16 protein-coding genes, 1 tRNA gene and 1 pseudogene are annotated in these 17,206 nt (G+C 59.4%); 10 read left to right on the top strand and 8 right to left on the bottom strand.

Translation table 11 applies throughout. The features are described 5' to 3' along the window. Nucleotides 1–248 precede the first annotated feature (248 nt). The gene (locus ACP7A2_RS15045; protein ID WP_426134831.1) at nt 249–926 is read left to right on the top strand and encodes a type 1 glutamine amidotransferase domain-containing protein; all 678 of its coding nucleotides are present in this window, start codon (nt 249–251) and stop codon (nt 924–926) included. A gap of 79 nt (nt 927–1,005) precedes the next feature. Then, nucleotides 1,006–2,130: an alkene reductase gene (locus ACP7A2_RS15040; protein WP_426134830.1), complete on the top strand. Its 1,125-nt coding sequence runs from the start codon at nt 1,006–1,008 to the stop codon at nt 2,128–2,130. Nucleotides 2,131–2,402: 272 nt separating this feature from the next. On the opposite strand, the gene ACP7A2_RS15035 is transcribed toward ACP7A2_RS15040, so the two are convergent. The 4 genes from ACP7A2_RS15035 to ACP7A2_RS15020 all read right to left on the bottom strand — a co-directional run bounded on the left by ACP7A2_RS15035 (nt 2,403) and on the right by ACP7A2_RS15020 (nt 7,062). Then, nucleotides 2,403–3,401 (bottom strand): NAD(P)H-quinone oxidoreductase, encoded by a 999-nt coding sequence (locus tag ACP7A2_RS15035; RefSeq protein WP_426134829.1) that lies wholly within the window; start codon nt 3,399–3,401, stop codon nt 2,403–2,405. Between the two features lie 456 nt (nt 3,402–3,857). Continuing rightward, nucleotides 3,858–4,676, bottom strand: coding sequence for an alpha/beta fold hydrolase (locus ACP7A2_RS15030; RefSeq protein WP_426134828.1), 819 nt, complete (start codon nt 4,674–4,676; stop codon nt 3,858–3,860). Nucleotides 4,677–4,766: 90 nt separating this feature from the next. Continuing rightward, the gene (locus ACP7A2_RS15025) at nt 4,767–6,164 is read right to left on the bottom strand and encodes an alginate export family protein (RefSeq protein ID WP_426134827.1); all 1,398 of its coding nucleotides are present in this window, start codon (nt 6,162–6,164) and stop codon (nt 4,767–4,769) included. Nucleotides 6,165–6,168: 4 nt separating this feature from the next. Beyond that, nucleotides 6,169–7,062, bottom strand: coding sequence for a VOC family protein (locus ACP7A2_RS15020; protein ID WP_426134826.1), 894 nt, complete (start codon nt 7,060–7,062; stop codon nt 6,169–6,171). A 139-nt stretch (nt 7,063–7,201) separates the two neighbouring features. Here ACP7A2_RS15020 and ACP7A2_RS15015 point away from each other — a divergent pair, with 139 nt between their 5' ends. Next, a complete protein-coding gene (locus ACP7A2_RS15015; RefSeq protein ID WP_375068995.1) occupies nt 7,202–8,269 on the top strand; it encodes an NAD(P)-dependent alcohol dehydrogenase in 1,068 nt (355 codons plus the stop codon). A 148-nt stretch (nt 8,270–8,417) separates the two neighbouring features. Here ACP7A2_RS15015 and ACP7A2_RS15010 read toward each other — a convergent pair whose 3' ends face one another. Next, nucleotides 8,418–8,765, bottom strand: coding sequence for a hypothetical protein (locus ACP7A2_RS15010; protein ID WP_348061446.1), 348 nt, complete (start codon nt 8,763–8,765; stop codon nt 8,418–8,420). 92 nt (nt 8,766–8,857) lie between these two features. Here ACP7A2_RS15010 and ACP7A2_RS15005 point away from each other — a divergent pair, with 92 nt between their 5' ends. Together ACP7A2_RS15005 and glsB are read left to right on the top strand one after the other, a co-directional pair. Then, a complete protein-coding gene (locus ACP7A2_RS15005) occupies nt 8,858–9,202 on the top strand; it encodes a hypothetical protein (RefSeq protein ID WP_348061444.1) in 345 nt (114 codons plus the stop codon). A 55-nt stretch (nt 9,203–9,257) separates the two neighbouring features. Next, nucleotides 9,258–10,166: a glutaminase B gene (gene glsB / locus ACP7A2_RS15000; RefSeq protein WP_348061442.1), complete on the top strand. Its 909-nt coding sequence runs from the start codon at nt 9,258–9,260 to the stop codon at nt 10,164–10,166. Nucleotides 10,167–10,324: 158 nt separating this feature from the next. On the opposite strand, the gene ACP7A2_RS14995 is transcribed toward glsB, so the two are convergent. Next, entirely contained in the window at nt 10,325–10,825 is a 501-nt protein-coding gene (locus tag ACP7A2_RS14995; RefSeq protein WP_375068998.1) for a signal peptidase II, read from the bottom strand. A 70-nt stretch (nt 10,826–10,895) separates the two neighbouring features. Beyond that, nucleotides 10,896–11,231 carry a DUF6124 family protein gene (locus ACP7A2_RS14990; RefSeq protein WP_426134825.1) on the bottom strand — a complete coding sequence of 112 codons (336 nt, stop codon included), beginning with the start codon at nt 11,229–11,231 and terminating at the stop codon, nt 10,896–10,898. Nucleotides 11,232–11,711: 480 nt separating this feature from the next. Here ACP7A2_RS14990 and ACP7A2_RS14985 point away from each other — a divergent pair. The 5 genes and pseudogenes from ACP7A2_RS14985 to ACP7A2_RS14965 all read left to right on the top strand — a co-directional run bounded on the left by ACP7A2_RS14985 (nt 11,712) and on the right by ACP7A2_RS14965 (nt 15,650). After that, a tRNA-Lys gene (locus ACP7A2_RS14985) sits at nt 11,712–11,786 on the top strand. Between the two features lie 52 nt (nt 11,787–11,838). Next, nucleotides 11,839–14,112, top strand: coding sequence for a hypothetical protein (locus tag ACP7A2_RS14980; RefSeq protein WP_426134824.1), 2,274 nt, complete (start codon nt 11,839–11,841; stop codon nt 14,110–14,112). Nucleotides 14,113–14,246: 134 nt separating this feature from the next. Beyond that, nucleotides 14,247–14,471, top strand: a pseudogene (locus tag ACP7A2_RS14975) (glutaminase); the annotation flags it as partial. Nucleotides 14,472–14,619: 148 nt separating this feature from the next. Beyond that, nucleotides 14,620–14,910, top strand: coding sequence for a hypothetical protein (locus ACP7A2_RS14970; protein WP_426134823.1), 291 nt, complete (start codon nt 14,620–14,622; stop codon nt 14,908–14,910). A 20-nt stretch (nt 14,911–14,930) separates the two neighbouring features. Beyond that, on the top strand, nt 14,931–15,650 hold the full coding sequence (locus tag ACP7A2_RS14965; RefSeq protein WP_426134822.1) for a zeta toxin family protein: 720 nt from the start codon (nt 14,931–14,933) through the stop codon (nt 15,648–15,650). Between the two features lie 303 nt (nt 15,651–15,953). Here the strand turns inward: ACP7A2_RS14965 and ACP7A2_RS14960 are convergent, their stop codons facing one another. Then, nucleotides 15,954–17,198 (bottom strand): saccharopine dehydrogenase family protein, encoded by a 1,245-nt coding sequence (locus ACP7A2_RS14960; protein ID WP_426134821.1) that lies wholly within the window; start codon nt 17,196–17,198, stop codon nt 15,954–15,956. Between the last annotated feature and the right edge of the window lie 8 nt (nt 17,199–17,206).

Raw genomic sequence — 17,206 nt, 5'->3', positions numbered from 1 at the left:
ATTGATCTAGACGACTGGTCTAGTCTTAGGGGGTAAGCGATAAAAGGCAACCCTGACGTGCAAGGCAGGCCCCGCTGGACATGGCGCAATTAATCGTTGGCCGCAGCGTTGTTTCGGCAAATGCGTTGCCGTCAAACGGGGTGCCCAGGTGTCAGACCTTTCATAGCCGGTGCGCCTGGCCGTGCTGACCCGACAGCTGTTGGGTCTCGCTTAACACACTGATACTCACCGATTCGAGGCACTGCACAATGAAAGTATTAATGGTACTGACCTCTCACGACACCCTTGGCGACACTGGCCGCAAGACCGGGTTCTGGCTCGAGGAGTTCGCTGCACCTTATTACGCGTTCAAGGACGCCGGTGCCGACGTGGTGCTGGCATCCCCGGCCGGCGGGCAGCCGCCGCTGGACCCAGTGAGCGATGAGCCAGACGCGCAAACCGACGATACCCGCCGTTTTGCAGGCGACCCGGCTGCGCAAAAAGCCCTGGCGACCACGCTGAAACTGGACGCTGTGAAGGTCGATGATTTCGACACCGTGTTCTACCCAGGCGGCCACGGCCCGCTGTGGGACCTGGCCGAATCGGCTACCTCGATCGCGTTGATCGAAGCCTTTGAACGTGCCGGCAAGCCAATCGGTTTTGTGTGCCATGCGCCCGGTGCGCTGCGCCATGTCAAAGCGGTCAACGGTGAGCCGTTGATCAAGGGCCGCCGGGTCACCGGTTTCTCCAACTCCGAAGAAGCCGCTGTGGGCCTGACCGATGTCGTGCCGTTCCTGATTGAAGACGACTTCAAGAAGCTCGGCGGCAAGTACGAGAAGGGCGCTGATTGGAGTTCCTTCGTCATCGAAGACGGTCTTTTGGTCACTGGGCAGAACCCTGCCAGTTCCAGTGATGTTGCCAAGGCCCTGCTTAAACTCACCGCGTAACCTGATTAACCGTTGTATTTGTTGGCGACTCTTGTGAGTCGCCAATGCTTGCGCACGCCTGCAATTTGGAAACCCTTACATGACTGACAGTATTCTCAGCACCCCGGTAACACTGGGGCATCACACCTTGAACAACCGTGTTGTCCTGCCGCCGTTGACCCGTCAACGCAGCGCGCAGCCCGGCGATATCGCCACCGACTTGATGGCCAACTATTACCGTCAGCGCGCCAGCGCCGGGTTTATGATCAGCGAAGGCACGCAGATCGAGCCCCGTGGCCAGGGCTACGCCTGGACGCCAGGCATCTACAGCCCGGCGCAGATCAACGGCTGGCGCACCGTCACCGACGCCGTGCACGCCGAGGGCGGGGTGATCTTCGCCCAGTTGTGGCATGTCGGTCGTGTGTCTCATCACGCCTTGCAACCCGACGGCGCCGCACCGGTGGCGCCGTCTGCGATCCAGCCGACGCAAGTCAAGGCCTTCATCGAAACCGCGCCGGGCGCCGGTGAACTGGTGCAGCCGCCAGTGCCTCGCGCGTTGACCACTGCCGAGGTCAAGGCATTGGTCGCGCAATACGCACAGGCTGCGCGCAATGCCATTGATGCCGGGTTTGACGGCGTGGAAATTCACTCGGCGAATGGCTACCTGGTCAACCAGTTCATCTCGGCGCACGCCAACCAGCGTGATGACGAATACGGCGGCTCGCTGGACAACCGCCTGCGTTTCCTGCGCGAAATCGTCGAAGCCGTGAGCGCTGTGGTCGGGCCTGAACGCCTGGGTGTGCGCTTCTCTCCGCTGTTCAGCGGCACTGATCAGGACCGCGTTTACATTGGCTTGGTGGAAGAAGACCCGCATCACACCTACATCGAAGCGATCAAGGTGCTGGAGCAGTCAGGTATTGCCTACGTGTCCATCGCCGAAGCGGATTGGGACAATGCGCCGGAGTTGCCGGAAACATTCCGCCGTGCCGTGCGCGACACGTTCAGCGGGCGGGTTATCTATGCAGGCCGTTACACCGCTGAGCGCGGCGCACGGTTGCTGGAAGCCGGGCTGGCAGACTTGATCGCGTTCGGGCGGCCGTTTATTGCCAACCCGGACTTGCCGCAACGCCTGTTCAACGGCTGGCCGTTAAACCCGCTGCGGGCTGAGGGCATGTATGGCGGGGGTGAAGCGGGGTATGTCGACTATCCGGTTTATACCGGATAGTTATCCTGCTGAACTTGGTGTTTTGAGTGGGGCTGTTGTGGCCAGCAGCCTTGCTGTGGCAAGCGGGCTTACTGTGGCGAGCGGGCTTGCCCCGCGTTGGGCTGCGCAGCAGCCCCAAAACCTGCAACCGCGCTCTACCGGTAGAAATGCAGCGGCTTTATTGGGGCTGCTGCGCAGCCCAACGCGGGGCAAGCCCGCTCGCCACAACAGGGCTGCTTGCCAAGACAGGCCCACACTCCAAGACAGGCCCGTTCACTGAACAAGCCCCGCCCTCAGACCACCCGCAACACAATCTTGCCGATATGATCCCCGCCTTCCATCCGTGCGTGCGCTTGATCGGCTGCGGTGTAATCAAACACCTGGTCGATCATCGGCAGGCAACGCCCCGCTGACAGCACCGGCCACACGTGTTCGCGCAGTTGGTCGGCGATGGCGGCTTTCTCATCCCTGGTACGTGCGCGCAGCAGCGAGCCGGTCACGATTGCGCGTTTGCCGAGGATGGTCAGCAGGTCGACGTCGTTGGCCTTGGCGCCGCCGAGGAAGCCCAGCATCACCAGGCGCCCGTCCATGCCCAGGGCCTTGAGGTTGTTGTTGAGGTAGGAGCCACCCATGATGTCCAGAATCACATTCACGCCCTTGCCATCAGTTTTCTCGGCGATGACCTCGGCAAAATCCTGCTCGCGGTAGTTGATCGCCTCGGCACCCAGGGCGCGGATGGCCGCGCATTTGTCTTCACTGCCAGCGGTGGCGAACGCCTCGATGCCGAACTCACGGCACAGCATCAACGCGGTGGTGCCGATGCCGCTGGTGCCGCCGTGGATCAGCACACGCTGGCCCTTGTGCGCGCCACCGATGCCGAACAGGTTGGCCCACACGGTGAAGAAGGTTTCCGGAATGGCTGCCGCTTGAATCCACTCCACGCCTTCAGGCACCGGCAGCGCCTGGCCGACGGGCACTGCGCAGTACTGCGCGTAGCCGCCGCCGTTGGTCAGGGCGCAGACCTTGTCGCCCACACGGTATTGGTTCACGCCGTCGCCCAGCGCCACCACTTCACCGGCCACTTCCAGGCCTGGAATCGGGCTCATGCCGGGCTTCATCGGGTATTTGCCAGCGCGTTGCAGGGCGTCGGGGCGGTTGACCCCGGCGGCGTGCACCTTGATGAGCAGTTCGCCGGCCGCCGGGGAGGGCAGTGGCTCCTGGCGCGGTTTCAATACCTCCGGGCCGCCAGGGGTGGTGATTTCGATCAGGGTCATGTCGTTGGGAAGGGTCATGGAGCGTTCCTGTAGCGATGAGCGTATGGGTTGGGACCGTGGCGAGCCGTCGGCAGTTCTGAATATTTTTCGCTGGCGCCCAGCATAGCGAGAACCGCTGATGCAATTACACTGCGATGCGATGCACATCTGCATCAAGAGGGCGACGATGAATTAGATCGTCGCGGCGTTTGCCGGCACCGGGGAATAAGGTCAGCACAGGCTTGCAAGCTCGACGACGCTCACTTTTTACGGACGTCGCTTATGAACGAATCAAACTATCAGCAACTCGGGCTGTTGTTACTAAGGGTCAGTGCTGACACGCCCTGATGCCGGCTGCAATAGAGCCAGCAACCGCAAACCTGTGGCGAGGGAGCTTGCTCCCGCTGGACTGCGTAGCAGTCCCATTTTTCAGGGCCGCTTCGCACCCCAGCGGGAGCAAGCGCCCTCGCCACAGACTCGCAAGAGTCAGTCTATTCAGCGGTTGAGGAACGCCAGCAGGTCTTCATTCAGTTGCTGGGTGTGGGTGGCGGCAAACCCGTGCGGCGCGTCTTTATAGACCTTGAGTTCGGCACCCTTGATCATCTCGGCCGCCACCTTGCCGGTGGTTTCGAACGGCACAATCTGGTCGCCGTCGCCGTGGATGACCAGGGTCGGCACGTCGATCCTGGCCATGTCCGGGCGGAAGTCCGTCTCAGAGAACACGGTGACGCAATCCACGGTGGATTTGAGCGATGCCAGCAATGCAATCTGCAACGTCTGGGTCAGCACACCCTCGGAGACGGTCTGGCCCTTGTTGATGCCGAAGAACGGGGTGTTGAAGTCGGCAATGAATTGCGCGCGGTCCTTCAGCAGCCCGGCTTTGATGCCGTCGAACACCGTGGTCGGCACGCCTTGCGGGTAGTCCGGTTTCTGGCCGAACATGGGCGTGACAGCGCCGAGCAGCACCAAACCGGCCACGCGTTCAGTGCCGTGGCGGGCGATATAGCGCGCCACGTCGCCGCCGCCCATGGAGAAGCCCACCAATGTCACGTCTTTAAGGTCCAGGTGTTCGATCAACTGGGCGATATCGTCGGCAAAGGTGTTGTAGTCGTTGCCGGTCCACGGCTGATCCGAGCGGCCAAAACCACGGCGGTCAAACGCGATGGTGCGAAAGCCACGGCTGCTCAGGTATTCCATCTGGTATTCCCACATGTCGGCATCCAGCGGCCAGCCGTGGCTGAACAACACGGGCTTGCCGCTGCCCCAGTCCTTGAAGTAGATCTGGGTACCGTCTTTGGCAACGAATGTGCTCATGGAAAACTCCTTGGGTTCAGGGGGAAAAAGCCCGGCGTTACTATTGCTGCAAAGCCTGCGCGAGGCTTGTACGGGTGTGCTTGTTTGGGGTTACCAGCTGAACTTCAGCTCGACGCCCAGGTAATTGCTGTCGCCGCCGCCCGCGTCGCGCAGGGTTTGGCCGACCGCGTAATGCACCGCTTCGACGGCGCCCGTGAGATTGGGCGTAAACACGTAGTCGGTACGCAGTTGAGCGTAGGCGCCGGTCCAGCGTTCACCTGTGCCTGCGGTGCCGGCGACGGGCAGGTTCGGCTGGGTGTAAACCGCGTCGCTGGTGGTCTGGCGCCAGAGCAGGCCGATAGCCGTTTGCACGCTGAGCGCGGCGATTGGCTTGACGGTGATCGACGGTTTCACATGAATCAGGTTGCTGTAGCCGGTATAGCCCGCCAGCGAAAAGTAGTAACCATTGGGGAACAGCGGATTGAACGTGCCGACCTGGCCGTCGCCGTTTTTGCGGTCGCCCGAGGCAATGTCCAGTTGCAGGCCCAGGCGCGGTTTCCACGCCAGGCTGTCAAAGGTGTAGCCCGTGCGGCTGCCGCCGGCCCAGGCGCGAATATCCTTACTGCCGACTGAGCCACTTTGCAGCATGGCCTCCAGGTCCCAGTCAAAACCCATCGCCGCGCCACCCAGGCGTGCATCGAACAACTGGCGTGTTTCATCGCCGTCGGCGTCCAGGTAATGCGCGGCGCTGCGCTCATACACGCCGTAATAGGCGGACAGCTCGTTTTTGCCGCCCACCAGCCGCTCCACCCGCAGCATATGAAAGCGCGCGTCGCGGGTGGACGTGTCGTCAAAATGCCGCTCATCCTGATATTGCACGGGCTGGCTGGCGAGCCCGATAAAGCGCCAATCGGGCGTTTCCCAATCGGCCCATAACGCATCAAAGGACTGCCGCACATTCGGGCCGTCCCGCGACGAGATGAAGCGCTGCAAATCGAAGGCAAAATCCTGACGGCCGACGCGGGCCTTGAGGGTTCCGGCACTGAAGGTTTTCACGTACTCGGCAAAGGCCAGGCGCACGTCGACACGGTTCTGGTCGGCCCCGCCGATGGTGGTTTTGTCGTACGCCCGCGCATCTTCGAGCTGGGTGAATACACGCCAGTGTTCGTTCAGGTGCAGGTCGGCGTGTAGCTGAAACCGTTGGATCAGGTAGCGATCACGCTTGACGTCTTTCACGCCGAAACCGCTGGCGTCGTTCATCTCGAAACGCTCACGCAACGTGGCGCCCAGGGACAGATACGTGTAGGGGTTGGTGCCCGACAGCGGGATGTACTTCAGGCTGTCCAGCGGTTGCGTGCGCAGCGCCGGGTTCTGCAGCACCGACCAGTCTTCCTGCCAGCGGTTGGTTTTGATGCCCGGTCGAGTCGGTTGATCGTCTGCGTGGGTGACTCCAGCGAGCAGCGGCCAGAGCACGGCCAGGCCCCAGCCTGTGCATCGTGTGCTGGGCATGCGCTTAGTGGGCCGCGGTGAGCTGGTGAATTTCCGCGACGTACCCGCCGGGGAACTCGACCAGTGCGCTGCGTCGGCCCTTGCTGTCGAAGGCAGGCACCAGCACCGTGGCCCCGGAGCCGGTCGCCTTGCCCAGCGTGGAGGTAAGGTCGGTCACTTGATAACCGGTGGTTTCGTGGCCGAAGGGGTAGGGCAGTTGGCCGTTGGTGACCAACACGGCCATGCGCCCGAATGGCGACTCAAGGTCAACACGGCGGTACGTCTTGCCCTGGCCTACGTCAGCGCCCGGCGCATGTTTGTCATCGGCCAACACCTTGCCGTGTGAAAAGCCGAGGAACGCTTTGATAAACGCGGCAGCACGGTCGGCGCTGAGGTACACGCGGTTTTCCGGCACGGCCTGGAAGGGCGCGTAGTTCGGCGTTTGGGTGTGCCAGTAAAGTTGCATGTTCACCCCGCCTGGCCACTGCACCACTGCGTCGCGCCCGATGGGGTCTGGAAAGTCGCTGACGATCACGGCGGCGCCGTTGTCGCGGGCAGCCTTGAGGGCGACGTCCATGTCGTTGACCAGGTAACCATTGCGCTCCTGGCCAAAGGGATGAGGGATGGGCGTGGTGAAGCCGAACAGCGACACCGTGCCTACCGGCGTTTGCAGCAATTGCGAAGTCGTACTGCTGGGCACCGGCAGCACATTGACGACGACCTGAGGCGTGCTTTTACCGCCGAACGTGGCCAGGAAACTTTGGCTAAAACGCTCCACATCCGCCGGGGCGACGTAGACGTGGCTGGTGTCGTATTGCGCGGCCACCGCCACACTCGGCGTGGCGGCGCAGGCGTTACCCAGCATGGCGCCGGTCAGTAACGTTAATGCCAGCGATACGGTGATCGATCGTTTACACATGCCCGCTCTCCTGCTTGTCAGAAAAGTCACGAGCTTAGGAGCGGCGCCGAACGGTGGATTGTATGAGCGTGCTCGATTGAACGGTTCAGCGTTCAGGCAGGTCCACTGACCTCTACCGTCAGATCAATAGGTGAACCAAATGGCTAAGACTTACAGCTACGCCGCGCGGGATTCCAAGGATTCGCTCAAGCCCTTTTCCTTCGAGCGCCGTGCGCCAGGGGCTGATGACGTACAGATCGACATTCTCTTTTGCGGTGTGTGCCACTCCGACCTGCACACTGCGCGCAATGAGTGGAACAACACGCTTTATCCGTCCGTACCCGGCCATGAAATCGTCGGGCGGGTGACGGCGGTCGGCGCCAATGTGACCAAGTTCAAGGTCGGCGACCTGGCCGGTGTCGGCTGCATGGTCGACAGCTGCCAGGCATGCGCCTCCTGCGCCGAGGGCGAGGAGCAGTACTGCGAGAAAGGCTTTACCGGCACCTACAACGGGCCGATGTTTGGTGGCGAAAACACCTATGGCGGCTACTCGGACAACATCGTGGTCAAGGAGAAGTTCGTGCTGCGCATCTCCCACGGCGATGACAACCTGGCCGCGGTGGCGCCGCTGCTGTGTGCGGGGATTACCACGTATTCGCCGCTGCACCACTGGAAGGTTGGCCCGGGGACCAAAGTCGGCGTGGTTGGCCTGGGCGGGCTCGGCCATATGGCGGTGAAAATTGCCCATGCCATGGGCGCGCACGTGACGCTGTTTACCACGTCGCCGAACAAGCGTGAAGACGGTTTGCGCCTGGGCGCCGATCAGGTGGTGGTATCCAAAAACGCGGATGAAATGGCCAAGGTGACCAATAGCCTGGATTTCATCCTCAACACGGTGGCCGCGCCGCATAACCTCGATGCGTTTATCAGCTTGCTCAAGCGCGACGGCACGATGACGTTGGTGGGGGCGCCTGACAGCCCGCACCCGTCGCCGGCGGTGTTTAACTTGATCTTCAAACGCCGCAGCCTGGCGGGCTCGTTGATTGGCGGGATTCAGGAGACCCAGGAGATGCTGGATTTCTGTGCCAAACACCAGATTGTGTCGGATATTGAGATGATCGATATTCAAGGCATCAACGAAGCCTATGACCGCATGCTTAAGGGCGATGTGAAGTATCGGTTTGTGATTGATATGGAGAGTTTGAAAAAGCAAAATCACGCGGCGTAACAGGGCCCATCCTCTGGCTAGCCTGACCCGGTAAAAAAATGTGGGAGCGGGCTTGCCCGCGATGGTGGTGTGTCAGTCAACAGATGTATGAGCTGATTCACCGCTATCGCAGGCAAGCCAGCTCCCACATTTGCCAGGTGGTGGCGCCTTAGTCCACGCAAATCGACCGGCCAAGCTGGCCTTTTTCTACCGTCGCCGAGCAACCGAAGCGGCTGTTATCCACCTGGCAAGCCCCCGTCACAGGGCCTTTCCCCGTTTGGGTGGTCACACTGGTCCGGCACTCACCTTCACACTGGCTCGAGTCCGTACACGCCTTGCCCGCGTCCTTGTACGGCGTGATGCACTTCCAGCCCTGCAACCTGCCCACCTGCTTCATAGTGCCGCCGCCTGCCAGGCAGGTCGACGCCGCCGAGTCCTGAGCCGGCGCCGCGCCGTGCGGAGCAGTCGAACAGGCCGATACCAACAGCAGTGCAGCCAAACCCATCATCAATTTCATGCAATCAATCCTCGTCAAATAGCCACAGCGGTGCAGTGTATGGGCATTTGGACTACTTTGATTGACGAGCTATCCCTTCCTGGTGATTTACCATGCGCACGTTATGGGCACGCTACATGGCCTTGCTGGAAAACGACCTGAGCACGCAGATTTTCGACAACGTGAAAAACCTGCTGGTGTGCGCGCTGTTGTTTGCGGCGGGCACCAATACGCTGCTCGGGCAACGTGAGCTGTTCGTCGGGGTATTTGCGTCGAACGTGGCGGGCTGGGGGCTTATCGTCCTGTCCACGGTGTTGATGTTTTTGAACATCAGCGACGGTATTCGCAGGCTCGCCAAGCTGCGCTACCACCTGGCACTGCAACTGTTGCTGATCCTGATTTATCTGGTGATTGCCGAGCGAGTGGTGGAGATAGTCTGGGGCTTTCGGGCGCATTGAAGTATCCTCCGCGACCCGCTTATCACTGATTTAAAGACAGATGACAGGACAAGACATGCAGGCGTTGCTGGAGTCGATTCTCGACGAAGTGCGCCCACTGATCGGCCTCGGCAAAGTCGCCGACTACATCCCCGCGCTGGCCGACGTGCCCGCCAACCAACTCGGCATCGCTGTGTACGGCAACGACGGCGCGGCCTATTGCGCCGGGGACGCCGACACCCTGTTCTCGGTGCAAAGCATTTCCAAAGTGTTCAGCCTGGTACAGGCCATCGACCACGGCGGCGAAACCATCTGGGAGCGCCTGGGCCACGAGCCTTCCGGGCAACCGTTCAATTCCATGGTGCAGCTGGAATTCGAGCGCGGCCGGCCGCGCAACCCCTTCATCAACGCCGGCGCGCTGGTGATCTGCGACATCAACCAATCGCGTTTTGCCGTGCCAATCCTGTCCATGCGCGACTTCGTGCGGCGCCTGTCGGGCAACCCGCAGATATTGGTCAACAGCGTCGTCGCCGACTCCGAAGCCCAGCACGGCGCACGCAACGCGGCCATGGCCTACCTGATGAAGTCATTCGGCAACTTCCACAACGAAGTGGACGCGGTGCTGCACAGCTACTTCAACTACTGCGCGCTGCAGATGAGCTGCCTGGACCTGGCCCGAGCCTTCAGCTTTCTCGCCAACGAAGGCGTGAGTGCCCATAGCGGCGAGCAGGTCCTGACCGCGCGCCAGACCAAGCAAGTCAACTCGATCATGGCCACCAGCGGGCTGTATGACGAGGCCGGGAATTTTGCCTACCGCGTGGGCTTGCCGGGCAAGAGCGGGGTCGGCGGCGGGATTGTCGCGGTAGTGCCGGGGCAATTCACAGTGTGCGTGTGGTCGCCGGAGCTGAATGCGGCGGGCAACTCGCTGGCGGGGATGAAGGCGCTGGAGCTGTTGAGTGAGCGGATTGGGTGGTCGGTGTTCTAACGAGCGCTGGTGCTGAACGGCTGGAATGCACTCTACCCGCACCACAATTCCCCTGTGGGAGCGGGCTTGCCCGCGAAGGCGCTGGATCAGCCATGCGTTAGCTGACTGACAGTGCGCCATCGCAAGGCTGCCATTCACCACAGGGATGAGAGATCGCTTCAGGCCTTGCGTTTCAAAAACAAATCCACCATCAAAAACAACGCCCCGGCGGTTATCGCGATATCGGCAATATTGAACACGCCGGTATGCGTCGGGCCGACGGTGAGCATCATGTAATCCACCACATGACCGTCGCGAAACACGCGGTCGATCAGGTTGGCGATACCGCCCAGCGCGATGGCATACAGCGGCAAGACTTTACGCAGCGGCTGGCTCCAGTTGGAGAGCGACCACCACATCGCCCAGGCCACCACCACGGCAACCCCGACGATAAAAATCAGCTGTTTAACCTGAGGCGGCAAAGCGGCGCCCAGGCTGAGGAACGCGCCTGGGTTCAGGCTCAGTTCCAACGCGAGATTGAAGGGGGTGGAGCCGAATTTAAAACTCTGGGCGGACAGTGAAACCAGCGCCAAGAGTTTTACAAGCTGGTCCAGGGCAATAAAGGCGATGCCAGCGAAAAGGGCGAAGGTGCGGCCTCGCAATAGGGGCGACGTGCTCAAGCGGTAACTTCCTGTTCCAGGCTTTCAATAAAGCGCCCGAAGATAGCTCAGGCGCTTTATCTCGTCTATCTCAGACCGTCGGATGAGCCACGTTCAGTGCTTTGTCGACCAACAGTTGCACACCTTCCAGCAGGCGGCAGATTCCCAGCGCGACATTGCGTTGGGAACCGTCGATTTCAAAGGCCATGTGGTGGGCGATATCGCAGATGGACGCCAGGTCCTGGGACGCGTTGACCAGCAGGGTTTCCGTGCCCAGATCGTCGCGCACGGTGAAGAGGCCATCGCTGGGCTCGGGTATGGGTTTGCCGGGGTTGAGGTAGTGATTGATCGCGCGGTAGGCCACTTCGTGCAGGGTGGTGGTGTCGAAGTCTGGATGGCCGGGTGGATTTGGGCTGTCTTTAATCATGGTGGAACTCCAAGGGAAAATGGAGCTGCCACGATTCGCGGTCAAACGAAATAGGGTGGCAGCTATACGCGGGTTGACCGACCGGTCCCGAGGAGCCCGGCATACCCGAAGGTATCCCGCGTACAGCTGCCGCGACACGATACAGCAGACGCAAAAAAAACGCCTGAATCGATGGTGGCAATCATGTACCTCGGGATCGGACGGTCAAATCCGGCCGCTGATTTGGCAGCGACGTCGGAGAGGTTAGTCAGCGAAGTTCCGAGCGACAACCTGAAACGGTCGTGGGAAATCTCCGAGAACCTGAGGCGCAGTGCCATCCCTGTGGGAGCGGGCTTGCCTGCGATAGCAGTGTGTCAGCTGGCACATCCGGCACTGGCAAACCGCCATCGCAGCCCAGCGGAAGCAAGCCGTCAGCTATTGCTTAATGACGTCTTTGTACCTTCACATTTTTTATCGGTTGCCCGACAATGCGACCCTTGTTCCGGAGTAGTTCAGCGGTAGAACACTTGGCTCTTAACCGAGTGGGCGCTGGTTCGAATCCAGCCTCCGGACCCATCACATCACAAGGCAATCTGGACACGTCTCCAGAGCACACGGAGTGACTGGCATGGACGCGGGATATGCGGTCTTCCAACTGTCCAAGGCGCTGATTGCGCACGATCAAACTAGCGGCCCTCTCGCTCGATTCAATGCCCGCCGACGCATCTCACACTGGCGACAGGTGGTTGCGCACATGCTGCGAGGCACTGCTGAGTATGGCTCGCGCACCCCGATTGCCGAGATTCCAGCGTGGGTTACGCTGGAAGTTATTACAGGAGGCTTTACTACCGGCAATCTATTGGCAGGTGGCGAATTAACCGACTACGAGCGTGAGCTGGCTGCATCTATTCCGAGTATTCGCCAAGGGTTCGAGCGTTTGGATATCAATGCCTGGCATCTGACGGATGACGGCCTTGAGGCTCTGCAACAGCGTCTGATCAGTTGTGACTATCGAATTGATGTACCGGAAGAGGCCGCGCTATTGACAGTCGCGTGGCTTTGCAGCCAGCGGCGCACCGACGAGGCTCGGGCACTGATAGACGTGATTGTTCCGTTCTTTGACCGGTTGCGTTTCTTTCCATCGAACTGCGCACATTTGCCGATTTCAGCCACGCAGGTTCATGTCGTTGATGCAGGTGAGGTCAAACGGTTGCTGTCGACCTTGCCACCTCAGGCTCAGATCGTTGCACAGAAACAGACGATTGAAGCCCGTCTGCCCCTTTATGATGCCGCCGTCGCGCATTTTCTCCTGACTTATCAGGCGGGTTGGCCGTGCCGCAGTTACCCGGCTCAGTGGCATGAGCAGGCGGCTGAATTAGAGGCGGATTATAAAAGACTCGAAATCGACACGCGCTCCCCCGATCGTGTGGCACAACTGTTTCATTTGCTTGGGCAATGCGCCCGCGACGCCGGATCGCTCACAGGGCGTCAGGTGGGACGCATACGGCAGATCGTCGATGACTTCGTGCGTAAACATGGCGCGCCAGATTCGGCCTCTCACCTTGCATTTCGCGCGAGCCAGCTTCGCCAGGTTAAAGGGCCAGCGCATCATCTCATTGCCCGTGTTGTGGCAAAGCGTCTCTCTAAGTATCCAGCGCAAAGTGGTATTTCGGATTTTGTTGATTTGGCCGTTCCGCTCACTGCGGAGGAGGCATTGGACTGCGCGCAGGGCGAAGGTGTCGCGATACCGCCGGCCATCCTGCGCCGCGTTCAACGCTGTCGCAGCGGGACGATTAGCGAACTGATCGAGCATGGGCTGATCACGTCGGGTGACACAGTTGCACGGGTGCTGCCCGCGATGACTGCGCAGCTCAGTAGCTCGGGCTTGCGCGACGAAGCGCTGAGGATGGTCTACGCCTCGACCTACCAGGCGTTCCGTCGACGCCGCTCGTTATTATTACTGAATCTTCAACGGCAGGTTGGCCTCAGCGAGTTGCCATGGGTTGCCGCCATTGAGGGTGACCGGCAGTCAGGAACCGGGACAGCGGGTGCCGCCAGGCAAGCCCTTGTTGAGTCATCGGCGTTAACGCTGCATGCCTTTCCCTACGCCATCCTGCCTAACAAGCTTCTCCAGGAGTTTGGAGCACTGGCGGACACTGCGGAACTGGACCTTCCCTTCGTCGAGGAGGTCGCTGCAGATATCTTCATGGGGCAGTTTTCGAGCAAGTTCGCTGACACTGCCCAGCGAGCGGGGCCGGTGTTAGCGGGTTCCCTTTACGCGCGTTACTACGCCATCGATACCGACGAACTCGCCAGTCTTGTCATCCGAGGGCGAAGACGTGCGCGAGTTGCAAGCGATGCCTTCGCTACCTTGTGCGCAAAGCGTGCGGGGACTGAGTTAGGTACTTGGCATCCTGCAACCAATGGCACCATCCTTGAGCAGCAGCAAATCCTGACGACGCAAAACCTTGCGCTGCTGTTTGATGAGCTGGGGTTGAAAGTTATGCTGCGTCCTCGACTGGCGAGCATGGTCCAGGCCTGTTTTGAATGGATCTGTAAACGGCACCAGATGCAGATTGAGCTCTACCATGCGCAGCTGATAATGCTCAAGAATACGGCCTATGCCTGGCGTCAGATGGTGTTTTACCTCGCGATGCTTGACGAGCATGAACGTGAAAAAGCCCTGAAGTCGATCGAAGCTTTTTTCGCCACGCAACCGGTGGCTTTTCGAGAAAAATTTCTCCCGCTGATGAGCGGTTTACGCAAAGCGGCGGCAGGCGAAGTATTGCCCCAGCACGTTCTAACGGCCGATGGAGCGAGAGTCTTTTTGGGGTGGACGACTACGCGGCACTGGTTACTGCCAGCGCAGGGCGTTAATTCAAAACGTGCCGTTGAGCCTTAGGTATTAAAGGGCCTGAAGTCGGTATTTTTGTGTTGCTCTCGAGCACTGAGCAATTGTGCCCGGAACCTGGAGTAACCTCAGGAGCAGACGCGGAGCGTCCAGGGCTGCATTACCACGCAGAGCGTGGGAACTATCACTCAATCATGGCCACCAGCGGGCTGTATGACGAGGCGGGCAATTTCGCCCACCGCGTGGGATTGCCGGGCAAGAGCGGCGTAGGTGGCGGCATTGTTGCGGTGGTACCGGGGCGGTTTACGGTGTGCGTGTGGTCGCCGGAGTTGAATGCAGCGGGGAATTCGCTGGCGGGCATGAAGGCGTTGGAGTTGTTGAGTGAGCGGATTGGGTGGTCGGTGTTTTGATCTGATCAAGCTGGGACTCGGACGCCGTAAACGCTGGCTGAGAGGACAAGGGGAGACATATTGAGGTAAAGTCGCCCCTGCGATCGACGCCTGATGTGATCTATGCTAATTGTCATTGATCCTCCCTTGTCCTAAGCCGGAGACCAGCATGTCACGTAAGAAAATTAAGCCGCAAATCACTGAAGCGCAGATTCTTGCTCAAGAGTCGAGTATTCCTTCTATCGCTGCCAAGGCCTTCAGGGATGCTTATGAAGTTGCGATTTCCAACGGTGGGTCTGTGCTCGTGGTCCGTGCTGGCCAACTGATGAAAGTCTCAAATACAGAGACGCTGGTCATCCGCCCAGTTGAAACATACGGAACTATCAAGGCCGGTACCCGTTTAAAAACCAAAAAGTCTCTTTTGGATCGTCGGTCTGCTCAGGCGCAGATTCAGGCTTGAGTACGACGCCTCGAGTCCGCATGTTCGCCGGCCCGAACGGGAGTGGGAAGAGCACATTCAATTCGAAGGTTCCTGCTCACTTATTGGTTAACTACATCAATCCAGATGCTATTGAATTGAGCATTCGTGAGACGGGTGTATTCGAACTCTCCGCGTTTGGCCTTCACTCATACACGAAACTCGCGATTCCATTCTTGCGAAGCCATTCGTTGCTTTACAAATTTACCGACTCTCTTGTCAAGCTTGATGACTTGGTTGTGGAGGGCGATCGGCTAGTCTTCACTTCGCGTCAAGTCGACTCTTACATAGCTTCCGCGCTTTCAGACTTTATTCGTGTCTCGCTGATCAAGGAACGGGTGAGTTTTACCTTTGAGACAGTCATGTCGGATGGCAGCAAAATTGAACTGCTTCGGCGTGCAAAAGAGGCCGGCTACCGAGTGTACGTTTACTACGTAGCCACAGCGGATGCAGATATCAATGTTGCCCGTGTCGCTTACAGGGCCTCCATCGGTGGCCATGATGTCCCTTCGGATAAAATTCGGTCTCGTTATTCGCGCTCTTTGGAAAACCTATCCGAGGCCATTTTGCTTTCAAATCGGGCCTATATCTTTGATAACTCTCAGGACGGTGAGCCGAGTTTTGCTCAACTTGCCGAAATTACAGAGGGGGAGGACATTGATATCGTTTCAGATACGCAGCCTGCGTGGTTTCAGCAGTACGTGATTGACAAGTTGACGTAGACGGGAGGGAGCAGGGTGCTTGCTGGCGGGAATAAGTGCGTTTGAGTTGCTGCGAGCGTATTGTGCGCCCTCTAGGGTGATGGCGTTAATCCGCTGGAATGCAATCTATCAGCACCACAATTTTCCTGTGGGAGCTTGCCTGCGATAGCCGTGTGTCAGCTGGCACATCCGGCACTGGCGGACCGCTATCGCAGGCAAGCCAGCTCCCACATTTTGATCTTCATTGGTTTTGGGATTTGTGTTTGCCCAAACAAAAAATGCGCCCCTCGGGGCGCATTTTTTTGTTCGGTCAGCTATCGCTTATCAAGCAATCGCATCCCAGGCCCGATCACCGTTCTCGTCTTTAATGCGAGTCGGCAACCCCATCACGTCCAGCGCTTTCAGGAACGGCTCAGCCGGCAGTTCCTCGACGTTGGCCATGTGCTTCACATCCCACTCACCACGGGCCACCAGCAGCGCAGCGGCTACCGGCGGCACGCCGGCGGTGTAGGAGATGCCCTGGCTGTCGGTTTCGGCGAAGGCTTCTTCGTGGCACGCCACGTTGTAGATGAAGACTTCGCGCGGCTTGCCGTCCTTGGTGCCTTTGACCAAATCGCCAATGCAGGTTTTGCCGGTGTAGCCGGGGGCGAGCGAAGACGGGTCTGGCAGCACGGCCTTGACCAGTTTCAACGGCACGACTTCCAGGCCTTCGGCGGTGGTAACCGGTTTTTCGGAGAGCAGGCCGAGCTTGTTCAGCACGGTGAACACGTTGATGTAGTGTTCGCCAAAACTCATCCAGAAACGCACGTTGGGCACGTCGAGGTTTTTCGACAGCGAGTGCACTTCATCGTGGCCGGTCAGGTACAGGTTCTGCGAACCGACCACCGGCAGGTCGTCGGTGCGTTTGACTTCGAACATGGTGTTGCTGGCCCACTGGCTGTTCTGCCAGCTCCACACCTGCCCGGTGAACTCGCGGAAGTTGATTTCCGGGTCGAAGTTGGTGGCGAAGTATTTGCCATGGGAGCCAGCATTGACGTCGAGAATGTCGATCGAATCAATGCGGTCAAAATGCTTTTGTTGGGCCAGCGCGGCGTACGCGTTGACCACACCCGGGTCGAAGCCCACGCCCAGAATGGCGGTGATGTTCTTCTGTTTGCACTCTTCCAGGTGGTTCCACTCGTAGTTGCCGTACCACGGCGGGGTCTCGCAGACCTTGCCCGGCTCTTCGTGGATGGCGGTGTCGAGGTAAGCCACGCCCGTGTCGATGCAGGCACGCAGTACCGACATGTTGAGGAACGAGGAACCGACGTTGATGACGATCTGCGACTCGGTCTCGCGGATCAGGGCCTTGGTCGCTTCCACGTCCAGGGCGTTCAGCGCGAAGGCCTGGATGTCGGCGGGTACCTTGAGGCTACCCTTGGCCTTGACGCTGTCGATGATGGCCTGGCATTTGGAGATGTTGCGCGACGCGATAGCAATACGACCGAGTTCGTCGTTGTGCTGCGCGCACTTGTGGGCCACCACCTTGGCGACACCTCCTGCACCAATGATAAGAACGTTCTTTTTCAATTGCTTTA

Origin of the sequence: Pseudomonas sp. PWP3-1b2 (genome assembly GCF_049896045.1) — a bacterium.
GTDB lineage: Bacteria > Pseudomonadota > Gammaproteobacteria > Pseudomonadales > Pseudomonadaceae > Aquipseudomonas > Aquipseudomonas antarctica_B.
Note: the sequence above shows the minus strand (reverse complement) of the source record. Positions and strands in the feature narration are given on the sequence as shown.